Origin of the sequence: Streptomyces sp. NPDC060064, assembly GCF_042736455.1 — a bacterium.
Lineage (GTDB): Bacteria > Actinomycetota > Actinomycetes > Streptomycetales > Streptomycetaceae > Streptomyces.
This window is the reverse complement of sequence record NZ_JBHWWF010000021.1, coordinates 1-20484: the sequence shown is the minus strand read 5'-3', so window position 1 is coordinate 20484 and position 20484 is coordinate 1. Positions and strand designations below refer to the sequence as shown.

At 69.4% G+C, this 20484-nt stretch carries 22 protein-coding genes; 16 read left to right on the top strand and 6 right to left on the bottom strand.

Translation table 11 applies throughout. The features are described from left to right. A complete protein-coding gene (locus tag ACFWDI_RS24195) occupies positions 1 to 456 on the top strand; it encodes a DUF1772 domain-containing protein (protein WP_385306745.1) in 456 nt (151 codons plus the stop codon). Positions 457 to 494: 38 nt separating this feature from the next. On the opposite strand, the gene ACFWDI_RS24190 is transcribed toward ACFWDI_RS24195, so the two are convergent. Beyond that, positions 495 to 1913 carry a multicopper oxidase family protein gene (locus ACFWDI_RS24190; protein WP_385306743.1) on the bottom strand — a complete coding sequence of 473 codons (1419 nt, stop codon included), beginning with the start codon at positions 1911 to 1913 and terminating at the stop codon, positions 495 to 497. A gap of 10 nt (positions 1914 to 1923) precedes the next feature. Further along, a complete protein-coding gene (locus tag ACFWDI_RS24185) occupies positions 1924 to 2310 on the bottom strand; it encodes a SchA/CurD-like domain-containing protein (protein WP_327327160.1) in 387 nt (128 codons plus the stop codon). A gap of 181 nt (positions 2311 to 2491) precedes the next feature. Between ACFWDI_RS24185 and ACFWDI_RS24180 the strand changes: the two genes are divergently transcribed. The 11 genes from ACFWDI_RS24180 (at position 2492) to accC (ending at position 11503) form a co-directional block, all read left to right on the top strand. Then, positions 2492 to 2926 carry a cupin domain-containing protein gene (locus ACFWDI_RS24180; protein WP_385306741.1) on the top strand — a complete coding sequence of 145 codons (435 nt, stop codon included), beginning with the start codon at positions 2492 to 2494 and terminating at the stop codon, positions 2924 to 2926. Beyond that, a complete protein-coding gene (locus ACFWDI_RS24175) occupies positions 2923 to 4200 on the top strand; it encodes a beta-ketoacyl-[acyl-carrier-protein] synthase family protein (protein WP_385306739.1) in 1278 nt (425 codons plus the stop codon). The genes ACFWDI_RS24180 and ACFWDI_RS24175 overlap by 4 nt, the downstream gene beginning before the upstream one ends. Before the next feature lie 2 nt (positions 4201 to 4202). Continuing rightward, complete coding sequence (locus tag ACFWDI_RS24170; protein ID WP_385306738.1) at positions 4203 to 5435, top strand: ketosynthase chain-length factor; 1233 nt, start codon at positions 4203 to 4205, stop codon at positions 5433 to 5435. Between the two features lie 36 nt (positions 5436 to 5471). Next, entirely contained in the window at positions 5472 to 5939 is a 468-nt protein-coding gene (locus ACFWDI_RS24165; RefSeq protein WP_385306736.1) for an SRPBCC family protein, read from the top strand. Positions 5940 to 5949: 10 nt separating this feature from the next. Further along, a complete protein-coding gene (locus ACFWDI_RS24160) occupies positions 5950 to 6411 on the top strand; it encodes an anthrone oxygenase family protein (protein WP_385306734.1) in 462 nt (153 codons plus the stop codon). A gap of 19 nt (positions 6412 to 6430) precedes the next feature. Beyond that, on the top strand, positions 6431 to 7183 hold the full coding sequence (locus ACFWDI_RS24155; protein WP_385306732.1) for an SDR family NAD(P)-dependent oxidoreductase: 753 nt from the start codon (positions 6431 to 6433) through the stop codon (positions 7181 to 7183). After that, positions 7183 to 7557, top strand: a complete 375-nt coding sequence (locus ACFWDI_RS24150; protein ID WP_385306730.1) for an antibiotic biosynthesis monooxygenase family protein — start codon at positions 7183 to 7185, stop codon at positions 7555 to 7557. The genes ACFWDI_RS24155 and ACFWDI_RS24150 overlap by 1 nt, the downstream gene beginning before the upstream one ends. Next, positions 7547 to 7858 carry an antibiotic biosynthesis monooxygenase family protein gene (locus tag ACFWDI_RS24145; RefSeq protein ID WP_385306728.1) on the top strand — a complete coding sequence of 104 codons (312 nt, stop codon included), beginning with the start codon at positions 7547 to 7549 and terminating at the stop codon, positions 7856 to 7858. Before ACFWDI_RS24150 ends, ACFWDI_RS24145 begins: the two co-directional genes overlap by 11 nt. A 14-nt stretch (positions 7859 to 7872) precedes the next feature. After that, entirely contained in the window at positions 7873 to 9564 is a 1692-nt protein-coding gene (gene accA / locus ACFWDI_RS24140) for an acetyl-CoA carboxylase carboxyl transferase subunit alpha (protein ID WP_385306726.1), read from the top strand. A gap of 65 nt (positions 9565 to 9629) precedes the next feature. Next, complete coding sequence (locus tag ACFWDI_RS24135) at positions 9630 to 10157, top strand: acetyl-CoA carboxylase biotin carboxyl carrier protein (RefSeq protein WP_385306724.1); 528 nt, start codon at positions 9630 to 9632, stop codon at positions 10155 to 10157. Next, positions 10154 to 11503 carry an acetyl-CoA carboxylase biotin carboxylase subunit gene (accC, locus tag ACFWDI_RS24130; protein ID WP_385306722.1) on the top strand — a complete coding sequence of 450 codons (1350 nt, stop codon included), beginning with the start codon at positions 10154 to 10156 and terminating at the stop codon, positions 11501 to 11503. Before ACFWDI_RS24135 ends, accC begins: the two co-directional genes overlap by 4 nt. A gap of 81 nt (positions 11504 to 11584) precedes the next feature. Here the strand turns inward: accC and ACFWDI_RS24125 are convergent, their stop codons facing one another. From ACFWDI_RS24125 to ACFWDI_RS24115, 3 genes are all read right to left on the bottom strand, one after another. Further along, positions 11585 to 12271: an SDR family NAD(P)-dependent oxidoreductase gene (locus ACFWDI_RS24125; protein ID WP_385306721.1), complete on the bottom strand. Its 687-nt coding sequence runs from the start codon at positions 12269 to 12271 to the stop codon at positions 11585 to 11587. Between the two features lie 90 nt (positions 12272 to 12361). Further along, complete coding sequence (locus ACFWDI_RS24120) at positions 12362 to 13960, bottom strand: FAD-dependent monooxygenase (RefSeq protein ID WP_385306719.1); 1599 nt, start codon at positions 13958 to 13960, stop codon at positions 12362 to 12364. Positions 13961 to 14006: 46 nt separating this feature from the next. After that, a complete protein-coding gene (locus ACFWDI_RS24115; RefSeq protein WP_385306717.1) occupies positions 14007 to 15023 on the bottom strand; it encodes a methyltransferase in 1017 nt (338 codons plus the stop codon). Between the two features lie 208 nt (positions 15024 to 15231). Between ACFWDI_RS24115 and ACFWDI_RS24110 the strand changes: the two genes are divergently transcribed. Next, positions 15232 to 16854 (top strand): FAD-dependent monooxygenase, encoded by a 1623-nt coding sequence (locus ACFWDI_RS24110; protein WP_385306715.1) that lies wholly within the window; start codon positions 15232 to 15234, stop codon positions 16852 to 16854. Positions 16855 to 16868: 14 nt separating this feature from the next. Then, positions 16869 to 17900, top strand: coding sequence for a methyltransferase (locus ACFWDI_RS24105; protein WP_385306713.1), 1032 nt, complete (start codon positions 16869 to 16871; stop codon positions 17898 to 17900). Between the two features lie 21 nt (positions 17901 to 17921). On the opposite strand, the gene ACFWDI_RS24100 is transcribed toward ACFWDI_RS24105, so the two are convergent. Further along, positions 17922 to 18383 carry a MarR family transcriptional regulator gene (locus tag ACFWDI_RS24100; RefSeq protein WP_327327177.1) on the bottom strand — a complete coding sequence of 154 codons (462 nt, stop codon included), beginning with the start codon at positions 18381 to 18383 and terminating at the stop codon, positions 17922 to 17924. A gap of 112 nt (positions 18384 to 18495) precedes the next feature. Here ACFWDI_RS24100 and ACFWDI_RS24095 point away from each other — a divergent pair, with 112 nt between their 5' ends. Next, complete coding sequence (locus ACFWDI_RS24095; RefSeq protein WP_385306711.1) at positions 18496 to 19017, top strand: hypothetical protein; 522 nt, start codon at positions 18496 to 18498, stop codon at positions 19015 to 19017. 94 nt (positions 19018 to 19111) lie between these two features. Beyond that, positions 19112 to 20407 (top strand): cation:proton antiporter, encoded by a 1296-nt coding sequence (locus ACFWDI_RS24090; protein ID WP_385306710.1) that lies wholly within the window; start codon positions 19112 to 19114, stop codon positions 20405 to 20407. Positions 20408 to 20484: the final 77 nt, after the last annotated feature.

The following is a 20484-nucleotide window of genomic DNA, read 5'->3' as shown; positions in this document are numbered from 1 at the left end:
ATGACCGAGGTGCTGGGGATAGCTGTTCTCCTCGGCAGCGGTGTCACCGCGGGGGTGCTCTTCGCCGTGGCGCTGAGCGTGCTCCCGGCACTCTTCGCCATGGAGACGGGCACCTACGTGTACGCGCACAAACTGCTGGGCCGCAACTGGGACCCGACCATGCCGGTCGTCGTCCTCACCTCCACGCTGCTGACCGCGGCGCTCGCCGTCATGGCCGACGACGGCGCCGCCCAGGTCCTGTTCACCGCCGCCGCGGTCCTGCTGCTGGGGGTCTCCGCCGTCTCGCACCTGTGCAACGTGCCGATCAACCGCAGGGTGAAAGCCGTCGAGAACCCGGACGAGCTACCGGCCGACTGGCAGGACCCGCGCCCACTGTGGCGCCGCTGGCACCTGCTGCGCACTCTGCTCGCCGTCATCGCGCTCGCGCTCAATGCCGCGGCGGTCACCGTGCTCTGACACGGTGACCGCCGCGGCGGTTCTGCTCGTACGTACGCTCAGCGCACCATCTCCATCTGGCCCATCATGCCCATCGTCAGATGGCCCATCAGATGGCAGTGGAACATGAACATCCCCGTGTACTCGGTGAACTTGATCTTTATCCGGGCACTCTCGCCGGGCATCACCGAGACGGTGTCCTTCAGCCCCGCCTCGCTCGGCCCGGCCGGCTTGCCATTGCGCTCCACGACCTGGAAGTGGTCCAGATGCGGGTGCAGGGAGTGCGGGATGGTGAATGCCACGTCCTTGTTCTCGATCGTCCAGATCTCGGTGGTGCCGAGCTTGGGACGGAAGTCGACGCGGTTGATGTCGAAGGGCTTGCCGTTGATCAGGTGCTGCTGGCTCTGCGGATCGAAGGACATCGCGAACTGCCGCTCCACCGTCGGCGTACCGAGGTCCGCCACCGGCCGGAGCCGGCCCGGCACACTGCTCGGGTCGTCCGCGCCGCGCACCACGTCGAAGCGCATCACCTCGGGGGCTTCGCCGGGATACGTCATCATCGTCTGCAGCACGATCTTCGAACCGACCGGGTACTTGGAGAAGTCGACGACTATCTCCTGCCGTTCGGCCGGCCACAGCTGCAGGATCCGGCTCGGCACCGGGGCGGGCAGCAGACCGCCGTCCGTGCCGATGTGCGTGAACTCGTCACCCTCGCCGAGCCGCAGCACGAAAGCCCGCTCATTGGACGTGTTGACCAGGCGGAAACGGTACTTGCGGGCGGCCACCCGGAAGTAGGGCCTGGGCGAGCCGTTCACCAGAAATGTCGGCCGCTCCTGGAAGCCGTGCAGGTCGTACACGAGCGTGCCGTTGTCCTCGATCTTGGCGTCACGCAGCTGCAGCGTGACGTCGTACTGCCCCTTGGGAAGCGGCAGCCGGTCCTCTTCGGGGTCGGTGAGCACATAGGTGGCGGCGGCGCCGCGGTAGATGTTCTCCGCATGCGCGTGGTGCGAGTGGTCGTGCACCCACATCGTCGAGGCCAGTTGGGTGTTGGGGTAGTGGAACAGCCGGCTCTTGCCGGGAGCCACCTCGTTCTTGGGGTGGCCGTCGGAGTGCGCCGGGACGTGCCCACCGTGCAGATGCATCGAGAACGGCACGTTCAGGGCATTGGCCTGCTCGATGACCACCGGCCGCCCGCGCCGCGCCACGATCAGCGGGCTCAGCGCGCCGTTGAACGTACGGACCGTGGAGGTCGTCCCGGGAAGGATCTCCACATCCGCTTCCCGTGTCGTCAGCCGGTACAGGTCGTAATCGGCAAGCCGGACCGGCCTCAGCGGCGGCGACACCTTCAGCGGCACGGTGAACGGGGTGGTGGCGTCCACGGTGCGCCTGGGCTGCGCCCCGAGAACGAGACCGGCGGGTACGGCGGCCAGAACACCGGCCGCTGCACCCGCCTTGAGCAGACTTCTGCGGTTCAGCACGGAATCTCCCTCAGTTCGTGGACTGGACTGTGGCGTCGCGTACGGACATCTGCGCCATGCAGGTGAGCAGGGACCGCTCGAAGGTGGCGACAAAGCCTTCGACGGTGTCCGTCGCACGTGGCCTGGTCAGATAGGGGGCGAGCTTCTCCTCGACCTCGCGCACGCCCGGCTGCGTCGCCATGTGCCGGGCGATGGCGCCCAGATCCCCCTGGTACTCGATGACGCGGACCATGGTGTCGTCGCGGATGAAGACGGCGGTGGCCAGAATCCGCGCGGCCTCCTCGCCCCCGTCGCCCTTGACGACGGGGGAGCCCACCCGGCGGAATCCGGTGAAGATCTCGGTGATCTCCTTCTCGTAGCCGGCCTTGATGTCGTACGTGATGGCGGCGAAAGGCATGGCTGCTCCCTCGATGGGTGCTGTGTCTCGCGCCATGGCAGGTCACAACGCTCGCCGTCGGCTCGAGCGTGAGTACACCGGGGCGTGGTGCAGGCACATCAATGCCTCTTCGAGCCGGTCTGTAGGAACGGCTGCGACGGTTCCAGCCACTGGACGGACCAGGTCGTTGAGGAGGCGGGCAGTGACCACCGAGATCACGCGCACCGTGCGGGTGCACGCTGACGACGTCGAGGCCAACACCCGGCGCGGCGGCGACATCCGGACGACGCTCAGCCCCAGGACAGTGGGGTGCACTTCCGGATTCGGCGGTGTGCTGACCCTGGAGCCGGGCGACTTCGTCACCGAGCACTACCACCCGTATTCCGAGGAGTTCCTGCATGTCGTCTCCGGCCAGCTGGAGATGACGATGGACGGCCAGCCGATCACGCTCGGCCCCGGCGACTCGCTGCTGGTGCCGATCGGCGTACGCCACCGGCTGGTCAACACCGGCACCGGGACGGCGAGCGGCGCGTTCCATCTGTCACCTCTGGCGCCCCGCCCCGAACTCGGGCACGTGGACACCGAGAAGGTCCAGCGGCCGCAGGAGTCCAACCCCCAGGTGGGCGGTGCCCAGTGAGCCGTAGGGCCGTCATCACCGGTATCGGTGTGGTGGCGCCGGGCGGGGTGGGCAGGGAGGCATTCTGGGACCTGCTCTCCGCGGGGCGCACCGCGACCCGCCGGATCACGCTGTTCGACCCCAGCGCCTTCCGTTCGCAGGTGGCAGCCGAGGCCGACTTCGACCCGGTGGCCGCCGGACTGAACCCGCGCCAGATCCGCCGCATGGATCGCGCGGCGCAGTTCGCGGTGGTCAGCGCGCGTGAGGCCGTCGAGGACAGCGGCCTCGACTTCGCGAACACTCCGCCCGAGCGCATCGGTGTGAGCCTCGGCAGCGCCGTCGGCTGCACCATGGGGCTCGAGGAGGAGTACGTCCTGCTCAGCGACGCCGGCCGGCACTGGCTGGTGGACCACACCTATGGAGTGCCGCATCTGTACGGCTACATGGTGCCGAGCACCCTGGCCGTCGAAGTCGCCTGGGAGGTGGGCGCGGAAGGACCCGTCGCCCTGATCTCCACCGGCTGCACCTCCGGACTCGACTCCATCGGGCACGGCGCGCAGCTCATCGAGGAGGGGACGGCCGATGTCGTGCTGACCGGCGCGACCGACGCCCCGCTCTCCCCGATCACCGCGGCCTGCTTCGACGCCATCAAGGCCACCTCGCCCAACAACGGCGACCCGGAGCACGCCTCCCGCCCCTTCGACCAGGACCGCGACGGTTTCGTCCTCGCGGAGGGCTCGGCGGTCCTTGTCCTGGAGGAGAAGGAGGCCGCCGAGCGTCGCGGCGCCCATATCTACGGCGAGCTCGTCGGCTTCGCGGGACGCAGCAACGCCTTCCATATGACGGGCCTGAAGGCCAACGGACGAGAGATGGCCGAGGCGATCAAGGTGGCCCTGGACCGGGCCCGGCTCGCACCGACCTCCGTGGACTACATCAACGCGCACGGCTCGGGCACCAAGCAGAACGACCGGCACGAGACCGCCGCCTTCAAGCGCACGCTCGGCGGCCACGCGTACAAGGTGCCGGTCAGCTCGATCAAGTCGATGGTCGGCCACTCGCTGGGCGCCATCGGCTCCATCGAGGTCGCGGCCTGCGCCCTGGCGCTGGACCGCCAAGTGGTGCCGCCCACCGCGAATCTGCGCACCTCCGATCCGGAGTGCGATCTGGACTATGTGCCGCTGACCGCCCGGGAGCATCGGATGGACGTGGTGCTCAGCGTCGGCAGCGGCTTCGGCGGCTTCCAGAGCGCCATGCTGCTGGCCCGGCCGGGCATGGTCGAGTACGGGAGGAGCTGACGGTGAGCGCTGCCACAGCACAGGCCCCGGTCATCACCGGTCTCGGCGTCGTCGCGCCGACCGGGCTGAGCGCCGAGGCGCACTGGACCGCCGTCCTCGGCGGGACACCGGCCATCGGCCGGATCAGCCGCTTCGACCCGTCCGCGTACCCGGTGCGGCTGGCGGGCGAGGTGCCGGACTTCGTCACCAAGGAACAGGTGCCGAGCCGGCTGATCGCGCAGACCGACCGCTGGACGCATCTGGGGCTGTCCGCGGCCGAGGCGGCCATCGCCGACGCGGAGGTGAACCCGGCCGAACTGCCGGAGTACGAACTGGCCGTGGTGACCTCCAGCTCATCCGGCGGCACCGAGTTCGGCCAGCACGAGATGGAGAACCTCTACCAGCACAACCCCGAGTGGGTCGGCGCCTACCAGTCGATCGCCTGGTTCTACGCCGCCACCACCGGCCAGGTCTCCATCCGGCACGGGCTGCGCGGCCCCTGCGGAGTGATCTGCTGCGAGCAGGCCGGCGGTCTTGACGCCATCGGCCAGGCCCGACGGCTGATCCGCACCGGCTCCCGCCTCGTCGTCACCGGCGGGACGGATGCCTCCCTGTGCCCGTACGGACTCACCGCGCAGCTGTCCACGGGCAATCTCTCCACCGTTCAGGACCCCGCCCGCGCCTATCTGCCCTTCGACGCCGAGGCATCCGGCTATCTGCCCGGCGAGGGCGGCGCGATGCTCATCGTCGAGAGCGCAGAAGCCGCCGAGGCCCGCGGCGCGCAGAAGATCTACGGCAGGGTGCTCGGCTACGCGGCCGGCTTCGACCCGCCGCCCGGCTCCGAGCGCCCGCCGTCGCTGCGCCGCACCATCGCCGCCGCGCTCGCGGACGCACGGCTCGAACCCGGCGCCGTGGACGTGGTGTTCGCCGACGCGGTCGGCGTGCCCGCGGACGATCTGGCCGAGGCCGAGGCGCTCGCCGAGATCTTCGGCGCGCGTGGCGTCCCCGTCACCGCACCCAAGACACTGACCGGCCGGCTGTACGGCGGGGGCGCGCCCCTCGACGTCGCCACCGCGCTGCTGTCGCTGCGCGACCAGGTGATCCCGCACACCGTGGGACCCACCGCGGTCGCCCCCGGACACGAGATCGACCTGGTGCTCGGCGAACCGCGCCACCAGGAACTGCGCACCGCGCTCGTGGTCGCCCGCGGGCACGGCGGCTTCAACGCCGCGCTCGTCCTCGGGCGGGCCGACTGACCACCGCGCCACACCGACTACCGGCAGGAGGCCGCCATGGCGGGACACACCGACAACAGCATCGTGATCGACGCGCCGATGGGCCTGGTCTGGGACTTGACCAATGACCTGAAGTCCTGGCCGCAGCTCTTCAGCGAGTACGCGTCCGTCGAGGTGCTCGAGGAGGAGGGCAAGGAGATCACCTTCCGGCTGACCATGCACCCGGACGAGGACGGCAATGTCTGGAGCTGGGTCTCCAAGCGCATCCCCGACCCCGAGACCAGGACCGTCCAGGCCTTCCGGGTCGAGACCGGACCCTTCGAATTCATGCGCCTGTACTGGGAGTACACCCAGGAGGACGACGGCGTACGGATGCGCTGGGTGCAGGACTTCCATATGAAGCCCGAGGCCCCGGCCAGCGACGCCGGTATGACCGAGCACCTCAACCGCAACACCGGTATCCAGATGAACCTGATCAAGCAGAAGGTCGAGGCCGAGGCCGCCCGCCGGACCACGGCTGGCTAGGAGGCATCAGGTGATCGCCCTTCTGGTCCCCCTGGTCGTCCTGGTCAACGGACTGGCCGCCGGAGTGCTCCTCGGCACCCAGCTCGGCGGCTGGCCGCTGCTCGCCGCACTGCCCGCCGACCGCTATGTGCACGCGCACTCCTTCTTCGCCACCCGTTACGACCCGGCGATGCCGCTGTGCCTGCTCGGGACGCTGATCGGCGATGTCGTACTGGCGGTGATCGCCCCGGGCCAGGCGGTCCGCGCCCTGTTCATCACCGGCGCCGTGCTCGCGGCCGCCACCGTCACCATCTCGCTCACCAAGAACGTCCCGGTCAACAAGTGGGTACAGACGCTCGATCCGGACAATCTGCCGGACGACTTCGAGGCCAATGACCCGCGCTGGAACTGGGGCGCCTGGAACCAGCGGCGCAGCGTGCTCACCGTGCTTGCGCTGCTCGCCAACTGCTCTGCCCTCGCACTGTTGCTCTGAACTCTTCCGGAGGAGAACCATGGATCTCGGCCTTACGGGCAAGAAAGCCCTGGTCACCGGCGGCACCCGAGGAGTCGGCCGAGGCATCGTACGGGCGCTGGCCCAGGCCGGCGTCGATGTCCTGACCTGTTACCAGAACTCCAGCGACGCCGTCACATCGCTCGAGAAGGAACTCAAGGAGACCGGCGGCGACCACCATGTCGTCAGGGCTGACGTCGCCGATCCGGCCGATGTCACCGCGCTGCTGGCGCAGGCCAAGGCGCACTACGGCCGCCTCGACCTCGTGGTCAACAACGCGGGCGCCATCAGCCACATCCCGTACGCGGAGCTGCCGTTCGACGAATGGCGGCGGATCATCGACACCAACATCACCGGATCCCATCTGGTGATCCAGAACGCCCTGCCGCTGCTGCGCAGGGGCTCCTCGGTGGTCACCATCGGCTCCAAGGCCGTCGAGGCCGGCATTCCGCTCCGCTCCCACTACACCACCACCAAGGCGGCCATCGTCGGTCTGAACCGGTCCCTGGCCAAGGAGTTCGGCTCCAAGGGCATCCGCTTCAACGTCGTCGCACTCGGCGTCATCGAGACCGAGAACCTGCACAAGATGCCGGCGGAGCAGCAGAAGCTGATGATCGAGCGGTACAGCGCCAAGACGGCGCTGGGCAGGCTCGGCACCCCCGAGGAGGTGGCGGGCGCGATCCTCTGGCTTGCCAGCGATCTGTCCCGGTACGTCACCGGGGCCACCATAGGCGTCGACGGGGGGATCTCCTGATGACCAACGGCAACAGCAACGACAACAGCAACCGCAACAGCTCAGGAAACGAAGGCGCGTTCCGGGTACTCCTGCGGATGGAGATCAACCCGGGCCTCGAGGCGGACTTCGAGAAGGCCTGGCGCGGCAGCACCGAGGCGGTCACCGGCCACCCCGCCTGCCTGGGCCAGTGGCTGTCCAAGGACACCGCCGAGGAGAGCGTCTACTTCATCGTCAGCGACTGGACCGACGAGCCCGGCTTCCGCGAGTTCGAGTCCAGCGAGGCCCACCTCGCCCACCGCGAACGGCTCCACCCCTACCGCGGCAAGGGCTCGTTCAACACCATGCAGGTGGTGGCGCACATCCAGGGCAAGGCCTCCGCGCATGCCGCGTGAGGTACGGGTCCTGGTCCACCAGGCGGCCCACGACGACGAGCAGCTGGAGGCGGTACGCGCCGCGTACCACCTGGTCAGCAAGCGACTGGCGGAAGTGCCCGGCATGCTCGGCAACGAGCTGCTGCGCTCACCGCTGGACCCCACCTCGCTCGTCGTCGTGAGCCGCTGGGCCGATCTGGCCGCGTTCCGGCGGTGGGAAGAGGGCGCCGGACACCGCGAGGACACGGCACCTCTGCGCCCGTACCGCGACACCCGGCTCGCCGTGCCGTTCGGCATCTACGAGGTAGAGGCGGCCTACTGAAGGGCTAGTAAGAGATGACCACCACGGTTCAACCCGCAGCCAACGCCACCGCCGGCGAGCAGGTGGCATGGGTCTCCTGCTCCGGCTGCCGCTCACTGGTCTACGGCAAGCGCTACGCGCGTCTGCTGCGGGTCTGCCCGGAGTGCGGGGCGCACGCCAGGCTCGACGCACCCAGCCGTATCGCGCAGCTCTTCGACTCGAGCAGCACACAGATGGTGCCCGTACCGGCCACCCAGCTCAACCCACTGGACTTCGTCGACCAACAGCCGTACGCGGAAAGGCTGCAGCAGGCCAGGGCCCGTACCGGGCAGCAGGACGCCGTGCTGGTGGTCCGCGGCCGGATCGACGGACGGCCGCTCGTCGCCGCCGTCATGGACTTCCGCTTCTTCGGAGGCAGTCTGGGGGTGGCGGCGGGTGAGGCGATCACCACGGCCGCCGAGACCGCGCTGAAGGACCGGGTGCCGCTGCTGATCGTCACCGCGTCCGGCGGAGCGCGCATGCAGGAGGGCGCGCTCTCCCTGATGCAGATGGCCAAGACGAGCAACGCGCTGGCCGAGCTGGACGAGGCCGGACTGCTCACCGTCACTCTGGTGACCGACCCGACGTACGGCGGGGTAGCCGCCTCCTTCGCGACGCTGTCCGACGTGGTGGTCGCGGAACCGGGCGCCCGGATGGGCTTCGCCGGACCGCGGGTCATCGAGCAGACCATCGGACAGCAGCTTCCCGCAGGCTTCCAGACCGCCGAATTCCTCCTGGAACACGGCCTGGTGGACGATGTCTGGCCGCGTACCGAACTGCGCGCGCGGCTCAGCAGACTGCTCGCCGTGGCCGAGGAGCCGGGCCCCGACTGGGGCGCAGGCGAGGAGGACCCGGTGGTCCGCGACAGCCAGCTCCTGGACCAGCTCCCGGCCTGGGACTGCGTCCAGCTGGCCCGTGAGGCCGGCCGGCCCACGGCGCTCGAGCACATCGGCTACTGGCTGGACGGCTTTGTCGAACTGCACGGCGACCGGGCGGGCGAGGAGTGCCCGGCGATCGTCGGCGGCCTCGGCCGCCTCGACGGACTGCCCGTCATGGTGATCGGCCATCAGAAGGGTCACACCACGGCCGAACTCGTCAGCCGCAACTTCGGTATGCCCTCACCGGCCGGATACCGCAAGACCGCCCGGCTGATGCGGCTCGCCGCCAAGCTGGGCATTCCTGTGGTGACCCTGATCGACACCCCTGGCGCCTATCCGGGCCTCACCGCCGAGGAGAAGGGCCAGTCCAACGCCATAGCGGAGAACCTGCGGCTGATGGGCTCGCTGTCCGTGCCGGTGGTGGCCGTGGTGACCGGCGAGGGCGGCAGCGGCGGAGCGCTCGCGCTCGGCGTGGCCGACCGGGTGCTGATGTGCGCCAACGCCACCTACTCGGTGATCAGCCCGGAGGGCTGTGCGGCGATCCTCTGGAAGAACGCGGCCGAAGCGGCGGTGGCTGCTGACGAACTCGCCCTGGACGCCGCCTCGTTGCTACGCCTCGGCGTGGTCGACGGAGTGATCCCGGAGCCCGAGGGCGGCGGACACAAGGACACCACCGCGATGAGCGACGCCGTGCGCCGCGCGGCCGTTGTCGCGCTCCGCGAGCTGCGCGGCGTCACCGCGTCACCGGCTTCGCGCCGACGGCGCTTCCGGGCCTTCGGACTGGCCCACGACCTGGAATCACGGACGTGACCAGGCCCCACGGCAACGGTACATACGACGGCAGATACGACGGCAGGTTCTACGGAGAGAGACCGATGAGCGAAGTGACCAAGGAGAGCCTCGGCACCACCAGGACCGGCGATCCGCTCGCCGGTCTGGACTACGACACCAGCGCGCTGGCTCTCACCGATATCTGCCGCAGCATCGCGGACGTCGTACGAGTCGGCACCAGCCACCCGCGCCGGGTCCGGGTGGCCCTGGGTGCGGCCAGCATCGAGGTGGAGTGGGAGGAGGGGCAGGCACCCACCGCCCGCGAGCCCGCCGCCGCGCCGGCCAACGATGAGGAGTCGGTCGACGGATACCACGAGTGCGCGCCGCTGGTCGGCACGTTCTATATCGCACCCTCACCCGGCTCCCCGCCCTTCGTCCGCCCCGGCGACCGTATCGAGGTGGGCCAGCAGCTCGGCATCATCGAGGCGATGAAGCTGATGAACCCGCTCGAGGCCACCAGGGCGGGACGGGTGGTCGAGGTGCTCGTCGACGACGGCACCTCGGTCGAGTACGGACAGCCACTGGTGCTCCTCGACCCCGAGGACTCCGTGAGCCCGGCCGGAGAGGGATGACCATGGCCTTCGACACGATCCTGATCGCCAACCGGGGCGAGATCGCGCTGCGGGTGATCAGGACCTGCAAGGAGATGGGCATCCGCACCGTCGCGGTGCACTCCACCGCCGACAAGGACAGCGCACACGTACGGGCCGCCGACACCGCGGTGCAGATCGGCCCCGGTATGCCGCGCAAGAGTTACCTCTCCGCGCCCGCGGTGATCGAGGCCGCGCTGCGCACCGGGGCCGACGCCGTCCACCCCGGCTACGGCTTCCTCTCCGAGGACCCCGACTTCGCCGAGATCTGCGCCGACAACGGACTGGTATTCATCGGCCCGCGGCCCCAAGTGCTCTCCCGCCTCGGGGACAAGGCCGTGGCCAGGGCGCTGATGACGGACGCGGGACTGCCCGTACTGCCGGGCAGCCCCGGCACGGTGGACAGCGCTGCCGAAGCGACCGACCTCGCCGGCCGGATCGGCTTCCCGCTGATCATCAAGGCCGCGGCGGGCGGCGGCGGGCGCGGAATGACCGTGGTACGCCAGCAGAGCGAACTGCTTCCCGCCTACCGCCAGACCCGCGCCACCGCGCAGGCCGTATTCGGCGACAACCGGGTCTACCTGGAGCGCTTCTGCGACAGCGCACGCCATATCGAGGTCCAGGTACTCGCGGACGGCCATGGCACGGTTCTGCACCTCGGCGAACGCGACTGCTCTGTGCAGCGCAGGCACCAGAAGCTCATCGAGGAGAGTCCGGGACCCGGCCTGCACAAGGAACTCACGGCAGCGATGGCGCGTGCCGCGGTGCGCGGCGCCCGGGCGGTCGGTTACACCGGCGCGGGCACCTTCGAATTCCTCGTCCACGACGAGGGTTTCTCCTTCATGGAGATGAACTGCCGTATCCAGGTGGAACATCCGGTGACCGAGGCGGTGTTCGGGGTCGATCTCGTACGCGAACAGATCCGCGTCGCGGCGGGGGAGAGCCTCGGCTTCTGCCAGGAGGACCTCGCCCCGCGCGGTGCCGCCGTCGAATGCCGGGTCAACGCCGAGGACCCGGCCCGTAACTTCGCGCCCTGTCCCGGCACGCTGGAGGAGTTCGTGCCGCCCGGCGGCCCCTTCGTGAGGGTGGACACCCACGGCTACGCGGGCTGGCGGGTGCCCTCGCAGTACGACTCGCTGCTCGCCAAGGTGATCACCTGGGCGCCCCAGCGGGACCAGGCGCTGGACCGGATGGACCGGGCGCTGGCCGAGTTCCGCATCGCCGGCCCCGGGGTGCACACCACCATCCCGCTGCTGCGGGAGGTCATCGCCGACCCGGTGTTCCGGGACGGCAAGCACGACACCTCGTTCCTCGACGCCCGGCCCTGACACCGGGACGCCCGCAGGCCCTGACAGCGTGCTGTCAGGGCCTACGGGCGTCGTGCGTCGGGACTCGTCGGCGGTCGAGTCTCACCAGCCGACGACGGTGTCCCGGCGGAAGAGAACCCCTGAAGGGCCGTCATCGGGGAGCGTCGCCGCACGGGCGACGGCTTCGGCCGCGGCCTCGGGCGACTGTGCGGCCTCCGGCCGCATACGGGTGCGTACGAGCCCGGGGTTGACCGCGTTGACCAGGACGCCCGAGCCCTCCGTCTCCTTGGCCAGCATGACGGTGAGGGCGTTCAGCGAGGCCTTGGAGACCGAGTACGCGGGGCACTGCGCGGCGATGCCGATGGTGAACGTGCCGGTGCCGCTGGAGACATTGACGACCCGGCCCCAGCCGCGCCGCACCATCGCGGGCACAAACGCCTGCGCGATCCGCCAGGACCCCAGCAGATTCACTTCCAGGGTCCGCTCCACCAGATCGAGCGGGATCGCGGAGGGCGTATTGCCCCAGTCCAGCTGTACGCCCGCGTTGTTGACCAGGATGTCGACAGCTCCCGTTCCGGCGGCGGCGCGCGCCACGGAGTCCGGGTCGGTGATGTCCAGGGCGACGCCGGACGCGCCGTCGCCCAGAGCGGCGGCGGTCTTGCGGGCCGCCTCCTCGTCACGCGCGGCGACGACGACGCGATGGCCCTGAGCGTGCATCAGGGCCGCGACCGCCAGCCCCAGTCCTCGATTGCCGCCGGTCACCAGCACGGTGCGGGGAACAGTAGCCATGACAGGTGCCTTTCCGGGGTTGGGACGACGAAGGGAGGGCCCGGCACCCCGGACAGGGGTGCCGGCCCTCCCACGTACCAGCTGGGTCGATCAGGTGGTACGGGAGAGCAACTGGCCCACTGCGGCGGCCAGTTCACCTTGCGGATCGGCGACGGAGCCCGCCGAGCGCCAGGCGACGAACCCGTCGGGGCGGACCAGGACGGCGCCGCCCGCCTCGATGCCGTACGTCTTGGCCACCCCGTTGCCCGGCGCGACGATCTCCGCGCCAGGACCGCCGATCCGGTGCGCGGTGAGCGTGACGCCGAGGTCGTCGGCGACGGCCTTCGCCGCATCCGCCCATGCCTGCCCGCCCTCGGCGGTGATGACCACCGGAGTCCGGCCGTACAGATCGAGCACGGAGATGCTCTTCCCGTCGCGCTCCAGCTCCAGATGCGGGGCCCGCGTGCCCGGCTCCCCACTGAGCTGCTGCGGCGACACGGGCGGGCCGGGGCTGTAGCGGTAGCCGAACACCGTGGTGCCGTAGGCGTCCGCCTGGTCCTGGCCCTCCCCTTCGTCGCCCGTACGCTCCTGCATCATTCCCAGGGCCTGCTGGAGCGTCATCCAGGCGACCGGGTGGCGCTCCGCCTGGTACGTGTCGAGCAGCTCGGGACCGGCCTCACCGTCGAGGACAGCCGCGAGCTTCCAGGCGAGGTTGTTCGCGTCCTGGATGCCCAGGCTGGCCCCGAACCCGCCGGTGGGCGGCACCAGATGGGCCGCGTCACCGACCAGGAAGACCCGGCCCTGACGGTAGTCGCGGGCCACCTGCGCGCCGATGACGAAGCTGAGCCACTTCGCCCCGCCGGCCGGCAGCTGCGCAATGATCCCGACCTCGAGATCGGGTTCTCCGATCGCGGCCCGCACCAGCTCGACGGCCTTCTCCTCGGTGATGTCGTCGAGGGTGTCCCCGGGCGGCATCCCGGTGGCGAAGATCCACCGCTTCTTGCCGTCGTGCGCGAACAGGATCGTCGACGGCGCCGGCTTGTCGAGGTAGCAGACCCCGACGGGACGGCCCCTGGCTGCCTTGCTCAGATCGGCCTCGAAGAGCACCGACACGGTGGTGGCGAACTCGCCCGGCCCGTCGGACTCGATGCCCAGCGTGTTACGGATCGGGCTGCGGCTGCCGTCGGCCGCCACCAGATACTTGGCGCGGACCGTGCGCTCGGCCCCCGTGCCGGTGTCCTTCAGGACGGCGGTGACGCCGCTGTCGTCCTGCTCGAAGGAGACCAGCTCGGTGGAGAACGCCAGCTCCGCGCCGAGTTCCCCGGCGCGCTCGCGCAGCAGATGCTCCAGCCGGTCCTGGTCGATCGGCGCCCACTCGCAGGGGCTGACCGAACCGCTCGGGTCGGGCTGGTCGGTCGGACCGCTGAAGATCTCCTGTCCCGCCAGGGTCTCGGCACGGATCATCAGCAGCTTGCTGAAGTCCGTGGCGAGGCTGGCCTCCGACCACAACCGGTCCTCGAGCCCGACCTGCCGGTACAGCTCGACCGTACGCGGATTGACACCACGCGAACGCGGGTGGCTGAGGGTGTCCGGGTGCCGCTCGACCACCAGCGAACGTATCCCGTGCCAGCCGAGGAAGACCGCGGTCGACAATCCGGTCACCGCACCTCCGACGACGAGGACCGGGACCTCCTCAGGGGTCTTGCTCATTGACGGATTCCTTTCCTCGGGGCGTGACAGCCCGACCGGACCGCGCTCACGCGGCCTTGCGGCAGACGACGACCGTGTCGTAGTCGCTGAGCGGGGAGACCTCGGTCGATGCGAAGCCGGCGTTCTTGGCGTGCGCGAGGAGTTCGGAGGTCGGGTACTCGGAGCCACCGTCGGTGACGAGCAGCATGTCCAGGCTGATCACCAGGTTCTCGACGTGGTCGGGCTCGTCGTCGAGCATCCGGTCGTAGACGATCAGCGCACCGCCCGGGTTCACCGCCTCGAACGCCTTGGCCACCAGCTCACCGCGCTGCTTCTCGTCCCAGTCGTGCAGGACGTGGCCCATGGTCACCACGTCCGCCTTCACGGGCAGCGGGTCGGTGAAGAAGCTGCCGCCGTGGAAGTGGACCTTGCCGGTCAGGCCGTAGCTCTCCACGTGCTCGTCGAACAGCGGCTCCATCGGGGGCAGGTCGAAGACATGGCCCTCCAGGTGCGGCTGGTTCTTCACGATGATCGAGCAGAGGTTGCCACGGGCGCCGCCCACGTCGAGCACCGACGTGGAGCCGGACCAGTCGAACTTGCCGACCAGCTCGGGACCGACGACATGCGTGAGGGCGTCCATCATGTGCACGAACTGCTTGAGGATGTGGGGGTTCTCGACGACCACGTCGAAGTGGCTTCCGGACTGCTGCTCGCCGGTGCGCAGCGCCTCGCCGAGCCGGCCCCAGGCCGGGTACAGGTTGCGGTTGGAGCGCTCCAGGAAGCCGCCCACCCAGGTGCGCTCGCCGCGCACCAGGTAGGTGTCCGCGCCCTTGGCGTTGCGGTACCCGCCGTCCGCACGCTCCAGCAGGCCCAGCGACGTCAGCAGGTTCAGCCAGTCGCTCAGGCCCCGCCCGTGCAGTCCGAGCTCCTTGCGGATCTCCTCCTCGGTGGAGGCCCCCTTCGTGTGCAGCGTGGTGAACAGATCCAGTTCGACTGCGGTCAGCAGCGCCTTGGCGTCGCAGAACGCGTTGCTCAGCCGGATGATTCCGGCCGACGTGCTGACATCCGGGCTGGTTTGCGTCATGCGCAGGACTCCTTCCAACACGGCGCATGGCCTGGCGCCAGGCCGCTGTGGCGGAGAATCCACGCCGCGGGTTGAGGTCACCTCAAGGGGGACTGGGGCAGCCGCCTCACCGCCGCATCTCCACTGCGCCTCAAGTCGGCGTGGCTACTCATTTTGGGTGCCGTGGAGGGATCCCGGCGGAAGCCCAGCTTGCCCAGAGGGGATATGCATGTATGACGTGAAGATCCCGGTGCTGATCGTCGGTGGTGGTCCCGTCGGCCTGTCCACTGCACTGTTCAGCGGCCGGCGTGGAGTACGCACGATGCTCCTGGAGAAGAGGGACAGCACCTCCATGCTGCCCCGCGCCCCGGGCCTGCAGGCCCGGACCATGGAGCTGTTCCGCGCGGCGGGACTCGGCAAGGACATCCGCGCGCTCGAAATGGGTGACTCCCATGCCTACTTCGAGGGCGGGATCATCAAGGTCGAGACGTTCTCCGACATCGACAACGCGGAGCTGCTGGAGTCGCCGTCGCTGGACGGCGAGACGGTGAGCCCCGAGCGTGTGATGGGCTGCGGCCAGGACCGGTACGAGAAGGTACTGGTGGCCAAGGCCAAGGAGTACGGCGCGGACGTCCGCTTCAACACGAAGCTGATCTCGTTCGAGCAGGACGCCGACGGCGTCACCGCCATCGCCGAAGAGGGCGGCAGCGGAAAGCGGTTCACCATCCGCGCCGGCTACCTCGTGGGCGCCGACGGAGCGGGCAGCCGCATCCGTGAGGCGCTCGGAGTCAAGCGGGTCGGCCGCGGCACGGTGTTCAACGCCCTGAGCATCTACTTCCGGGCGCCGGAGCTGGAGACGCTGCTCAAGGACACCAAGTTCATCCTGTGCTACGCCTCCGCGGGCGGCACCCTGATGGGCCTGTCGCGGCTGCACGGGTGCGACCCGTGGCTGGCCGCACCCATCTACTTCCCGGAGAAGGGCGAGAAGCCCGAGGACTACACCGACGAGCGGTGCATCGACATCGTCCGCCGGGCCTCCGGCAAGGACATCGACGTCGAGATCATGGACAAGGTGCCGTGGCAGGGCGCCCAGCTGGTCTCGGAGACCTTCCGCGCCGGCCGGGTCTTCCTGGCGGGGGACGCCGCCCATGTGCACCCGCCGGCCGGTGGGTTCGGCGCCAACACCGGTATCCACGACGCGCACAACCTGTCGTGGAAGCTCGCGGCCGTCCAGCACGGCTGGGGCTCCGAGGCGCTGCTCGACACCTATGACGCCGAGCGCCGTCCGCTGGGCACCGCCATGTCGGAGCAGGCGCTGGTGCGCAACCGCATCCGGCACGGCTACTCCACCGAGCAGGACCGGGCCGACTTCGTGGACGACGTGATCATCACGCTCGGCTACCGGTACCGCTCCACGTCCATCGTCGGCGCCGAGGGTACGAAGGTGCTCACGCCGCACCTGGAGCTGACCGGCGAACCCGGCACCAGGGCCCCGCACGTCTGGCTGGAGCGGGGCGGCGAGACGATTTCCACGATCGACCTGTTCTGGGACTCGTACGTGCTGCTGACCGGGCCCGACGGCAGTGCCTGGGCCGAGGCCGCGGTGCCGATCGCGGAGAAGCTCGGCATTCCGCTGCGTACATACGCGATCGGACCGGACGAGGAGCTCAAGTCCACCGACCGCGACTGGGCGGAGGTCTACGGCGTGGGCCGTGGCGGCGCGGTGCTGGTGCGGCCGGACGCCTTTGTGTCCTGGCGGACGGCCGGGGGAGGCGACGATCCGCAGAGTGTGCTCGCGGATGTGCTCGCCCGGGCCTCGGGCGCCGAGACCGCCGCCGTACCGGCTCCGTGAGAGGAGGGGCGCAGATGACCGGACACGAAGCAGGCGCTGCAGTGCATCCCGGCGCCGTGCTGGCGCAGGCGATGGCCTTCCAGCCCGCGCGGCTGGTCCTGACGGGCATTGAGATCGGGCTGTTCACGGAGCTGGCGAAGAAGCCGGCCACCGAGGACGCGATCAGGGAGCGGCTGGGCCTGCACACACGGGGCACCGACCACTTTCTGGCCGCGCTGGTCGAACTCGGGTTCCTGGAGCGCTCCGACGGCGGGGAGTTCTCCAACTCCCGGGCGGCGCAGCAGTTCCTGGTACCCGGCGACGAGGGGTATCTGGGCGGCTTCCTGCGGATCGCGGGCCAGGTGATGTACCCGGCGTGGGACAAGCTGGGCGAGGCGCTGCGCACGGGTGCCCCGCAGGCCGCCACGTACACCGGCGAGGACATGTTCGGCGAGCTCTACGAGAGCGACGAGAAGAAGGACGGTCTGGTCGGCATGGCGGAGGACGCCAGCCGCCCGCTGATCCCGGCGCTCACCGAGTCGTTCGGATGGGCGAAGTACTCCTCGGTCCTCGAACTCGGCGGCTGCCGGGGCAACGTACTGGCCGGGCTGGTGAAGGCGCATCCGCATCTGGATGCGTGTGTCTTCGACCTGCCGCAGCTGGATGGGGACTTCACCGCCCATATGTCCGCCATCGGCATGGCGGACAAGGTCCGCTATCACGGCGGTGACTTCTTCGCCGATCCGCTGCCGCAGGCCGATGTGCTCATGATCGGGCATGCGCTGGTCGACTGGAACGACGAGCAGCGCAAGCAGCTGGTGAAGAACACCTTCGCCGCGGTGCGTCCCGGCGGGGCGTTCCTGGTCTGGGACCCGGTCATCGTCGATGACGACGAGAGCTATCTGCGCAATCTGATCCGCAGCCTGAACCTGCAGCTGATGACGCCGCACGGCAAGGGCTACCGGTTCGAGCAGTGTGCCGAGTGGATGCGGGAGGCCGGCTATGCCGAGGTCACCCGCACCTCACTCGGGCACGACGTCACTCTGGTCATCGCCCACAAGGACTGAGCGGTTCGTGGGGGAGTGGGGTCACGACCGGATCCGGTCGAGGTGCCGCTCCTGCAGCTCCCGGCTGCTGCGCATGAAGTCCAGCAGCAGTTCCAGCTGCTCGGTGGTGTAGCGCGCGACATGCCGGAAGCCGTCCTGCGCGAGCGGGCCGAAGAGCTCCGCCACGGCCCGTACGGCTTCCGGTGCCGGCCGCACCACTGACTTGCGCCGGTCCCTGGGATCGGGGGAGCGGGTCACGTAGCCGAGCCGGTCCAGGCGGTCCAGCAGGGCCGTGACACTGCCCGTGGTGAGTCCGAGCGCCGCACCCAGTTCGCTGGGTGCGGCGCTTTCGCGCTGCATGAGGATGTCCAGGCAGTGCAGATCGGTGCGGTTGATCCCCAGCCGCTCGGCGGCCGCGGCGTCGAAGGAGTCGACTGCTGTCTGGAGCGCGCGGATCTCGCCGGCGAGCTCCTGCTGAAGATCTTTTCTCTTATCGCTTGACATCCAAGTAACTCGACCTTCAAGATAAATATCGATAGCTTGGCAATCAAGATAGTCGAGCTCCAAGAGAAGTCAAGATCGGGTCGTTGCCCGGGTTCCAGGAAGGAACACTGCGATGAACACCCAGCACACTGTCTCCACGGTCAAGACCGGCACTGCCGGGACGGAGGAAGCCGCACGAATCGAGGCGTACTACACCAATGAGAAGCGACTCGGCCACTGGACCGTCGCCCGCACCATCGAGGTGACCGCCCGCCGCAGCTCGGTCCAGATGGACCTGCGGTCCGCCGAAATCCCCAAGGGCGACATCGAGGTCCGGATCGCCGGCGAGCGCTCCATCGTCAAGATCCTGGTGCCGGACGGCACCGTGGTCGACGAGTCGGAGCTGGAGTACGTCGGCCGCTCCAAGGTCAAGGACATGCAGCGGCACACCGCCTCCGGCGGCCGTGTCCTCCGGCTGACCGGTGTCCTCAAGCGCAGCGAGGTCCGCATCGTCCGCGGCGGCGTGGCGACCCTCACCGCCATGTTCTCCCGTGAGTTCGTCGACGACTGCCGTACGGCACACCGCGACGGCACTGTGCCCACCGTCCACGCCCCCGAGAGTGTCCGCGAGGGAACCCCGAGGGATGCCCACTGATCCCTCAACAGGGCCTTGAGTGTGCCCCCTTAGCTTCGGAGCAGCGGCTTCCGGGTCCCCCCGGCAGCTCTCCGCAGGCTAAGGGGGCATGCGTATGACACCTCATCAGGTTCAGTCTCTGTTCATCGGACTCGCGGCCATTCTCGTGCTCAGCCGGGTCCTCGGCGCCGCCGCGCGCCGTCTGGGGCAGCCACCCGTGGTCGGCGAGATACTCGCCGGGATTCTGGTGGGGCCCAGCCTGTTCGGCGGCGCCGTCGCCGAATTCCTCTTCCCCACCGACATCCGCCCGCTGCTCGCCGCACTGGCCAACCTCGGCCTGGTCCTGTTCATGTTCGTCATCGGATACGAACTCGATCTGGCCCTGATGCGCGGCAAGGAAAAGGTCGCGGCGAGCGTCTCGCTCTGCTCGGTCCTGCTGCCGTTCTCCCTCGGAGTGCTGCTCGCTCTCCACCTGAGTAGCAGTCACCACACCGGGAACCGGACCGGGTTCGTGCTCTTCCTGGGCGCGGCCATGTCCGTCACCGCCTTCCCCGTGCTCGCCAGAATCCTGGCCGACAGTGGTCTGGCCCGGACCAGAATCGGCGGAATCGCGCTCGCCAGCGCGGCTTTCGATGACATCGTGGCCTGGTCGCTGCTGGCCGTTGTGGTCACGGTCTCGGGCGGCGGCGGGCAGTGGGCCATGCTGCTCGCGCCGGTCTATCTGGCCGTGATGTTCTTCGCGGTCAAGCCAGGTCTGCGGTGGCTGTTCGACGAGCGCCGGGGCAGCGGCCGGATCACCGCCGACCGGCTCATCGTCGTCCTCGGCGGCCTGATGCTGTCCTGCTGGGCCACCGAATGGCTCGGGGTGCATTTCGTCTTCGGCGCGTTCCTGTTCGGCGTCGTGATGCCCCGCAGCACCAGCGAGCTGGTCCGGATACAGGTCGTCGACCGGTTCGAACACCTCAGCCGGCTGCTGCTGCTCCCCGCGTTCTTCGTCGTCGCGGGCCTCAAGGTCGATCTCTCCCAGACCGGTCTGAAGGGGCTCGGCGAGCTCGGGCTCATTCTGCTCGTCGCCATCTCGGGGAAGTTCATCGGCGCCTTCGTCGGAGCACGGGCCAACGGCGTGCCCGCGCTGCAGAGCGGAGTTCTCGCGACCCTGATGAACACCCGCGGACTCACCGAGATCGTCATCCTGACCATCGGGCTCCAACTGGGCGTCCTCGATGCAGGGTTGTACGCCCTGATGGTGGTCATGGCCCTGGTGACCACCGCGATGGCCGGACCGCTGCTGCATCTGCTGAAGCGGCGCGCCGGCGGCTCCGAAGCAATCGGCGACTACGCCGAGAGCGCGGCGGAGAGCGAGGTGGACAAGCAGCGGCCCGTCGCGCCGGCCGGCCGGCCCGCGGGCTGAGCGAACACAGCAGGAAACAGGAGGGTGCGCCGGCCGCGCCCGGGGGCCCGCCCGGGGGGGGCGGCCCGGCCCACAGC

Excerpts from the sequence above, each read along its gene's own strand:
- ACFWDI_RS24195 (WP_385306745.1), top strand. The coding sequence starts at position 1 with ATGACCGAGGTGCTGGGGATAGCTGTTCTCCTCGGCAGCGGTGTCACC.
- ACFWDI_RS24185 (WP_327327160.1), bottom strand. The coding sequence starts at position 2,310 with ATGCCTTTCGCCGCCATCACGTACGACATCAAGGCCGGCTACGAGAAG.
- ACFWDI_RS24165 (WP_385306736.1), top strand. The coding sequence starts at position 5,472 with ATGGCGGGACACACCGACAACAGCATCGTGATCGACGCGCCGATGGGC.
- ACFWDI_RS24155 (WP_385306732.1), top strand. The coding sequence starts at position 6,431 with ATGGATCTCGGCCTTACGGGCAAGAAAGCCCTGGTCACCGGCGGCACC.
- ACFWDI_RS24150 (WP_385306730.1), top strand. The coding sequence starts at position 7,183 with ATGACCAACGGCAACAGCAACGACAACAGCAACCGCAACAGCTCAGGA.
- ACFWDI_RS24145 (WP_385306728.1), top strand. The coding sequence starts at position 7,547 with ATGCCGCGTGAGGTACGGGTCCTGGTCCACCAGGCGGCCCACGACGAC.
- accA (WP_385306726.1), top strand. The coding sequence starts at position 7,873 with ATGACCACCACGGTTCAACCCGCAGCCAACGCCACCGCCGGCGAGCAG.
- ACFWDI_RS24135 (WP_385306724.1), top strand. The coding sequence starts at position 9,630 with ATGAGCGAAGTGACCAAGGAGAGCCTCGGCACCACCAGGACCGGCGAT.
- accC (WP_385306722.1), top strand. The coding sequence starts at position 10,154 with ATGACCATGGCCTTCGACACGATCCTGATCGCCAACCGGGGCGAGATC.
- ACFWDI_RS24125 (WP_385306721.1), bottom strand. The coding sequence starts at position 12,271 with ATGGCTACTGTTCCCCGCACCGTGCTGGTGACCGGCGGCAATCGAGGA.
- ACFWDI_RS24120 (WP_385306719.1), bottom strand. The coding sequence starts at position 13,960 with ATGAGCAAGACCCCTGAGGAGGTCCCGGTCCTCGTCGTCGGAGGTGCG.
- ACFWDI_RS24115 (WP_385306717.1), bottom strand. The coding sequence starts at position 15,023 with ATGACGCAAACCAGCCCGGATGTCAGCACGTCGGCCGGAATCATCCGG.
- ACFWDI_RS24110 (WP_385306715.1), top strand. The coding sequence starts at position 15,232 with ATGTATGACGTGAAGATCCCGGTGCTGATCGTCGGTGGTGGTCCCGTC.
- ACFWDI_RS24105 (WP_385306713.1), top strand. The coding sequence starts at position 16,869 with ATGACCGGACACGAAGCAGGCGCTGCAGTGCATCCCGGCGCCGTGCTG.
- ACFWDI_RS24100 (WP_327327177.1), bottom strand. The coding sequence starts at position 18,383 with ATGTCAAGCGATAAGAGAAAAGATCTTCAGCAGGAGCTCGCCGGCGAG.
- ACFWDI_RS24095 (WP_385306711.1), top strand. The coding sequence starts at position 18,496 with ATGAACACCCAGCACACTGTCTCCACGGTCAAGACCGGCACTGCCGGG.
- ACFWDI_RS24090 (WP_385306710.1), top strand. The coding sequence starts at position 19,112 with ATGACACCTCATCAGGTTCAGTCTCTGTTCATCGGACTCGCGGCCATT.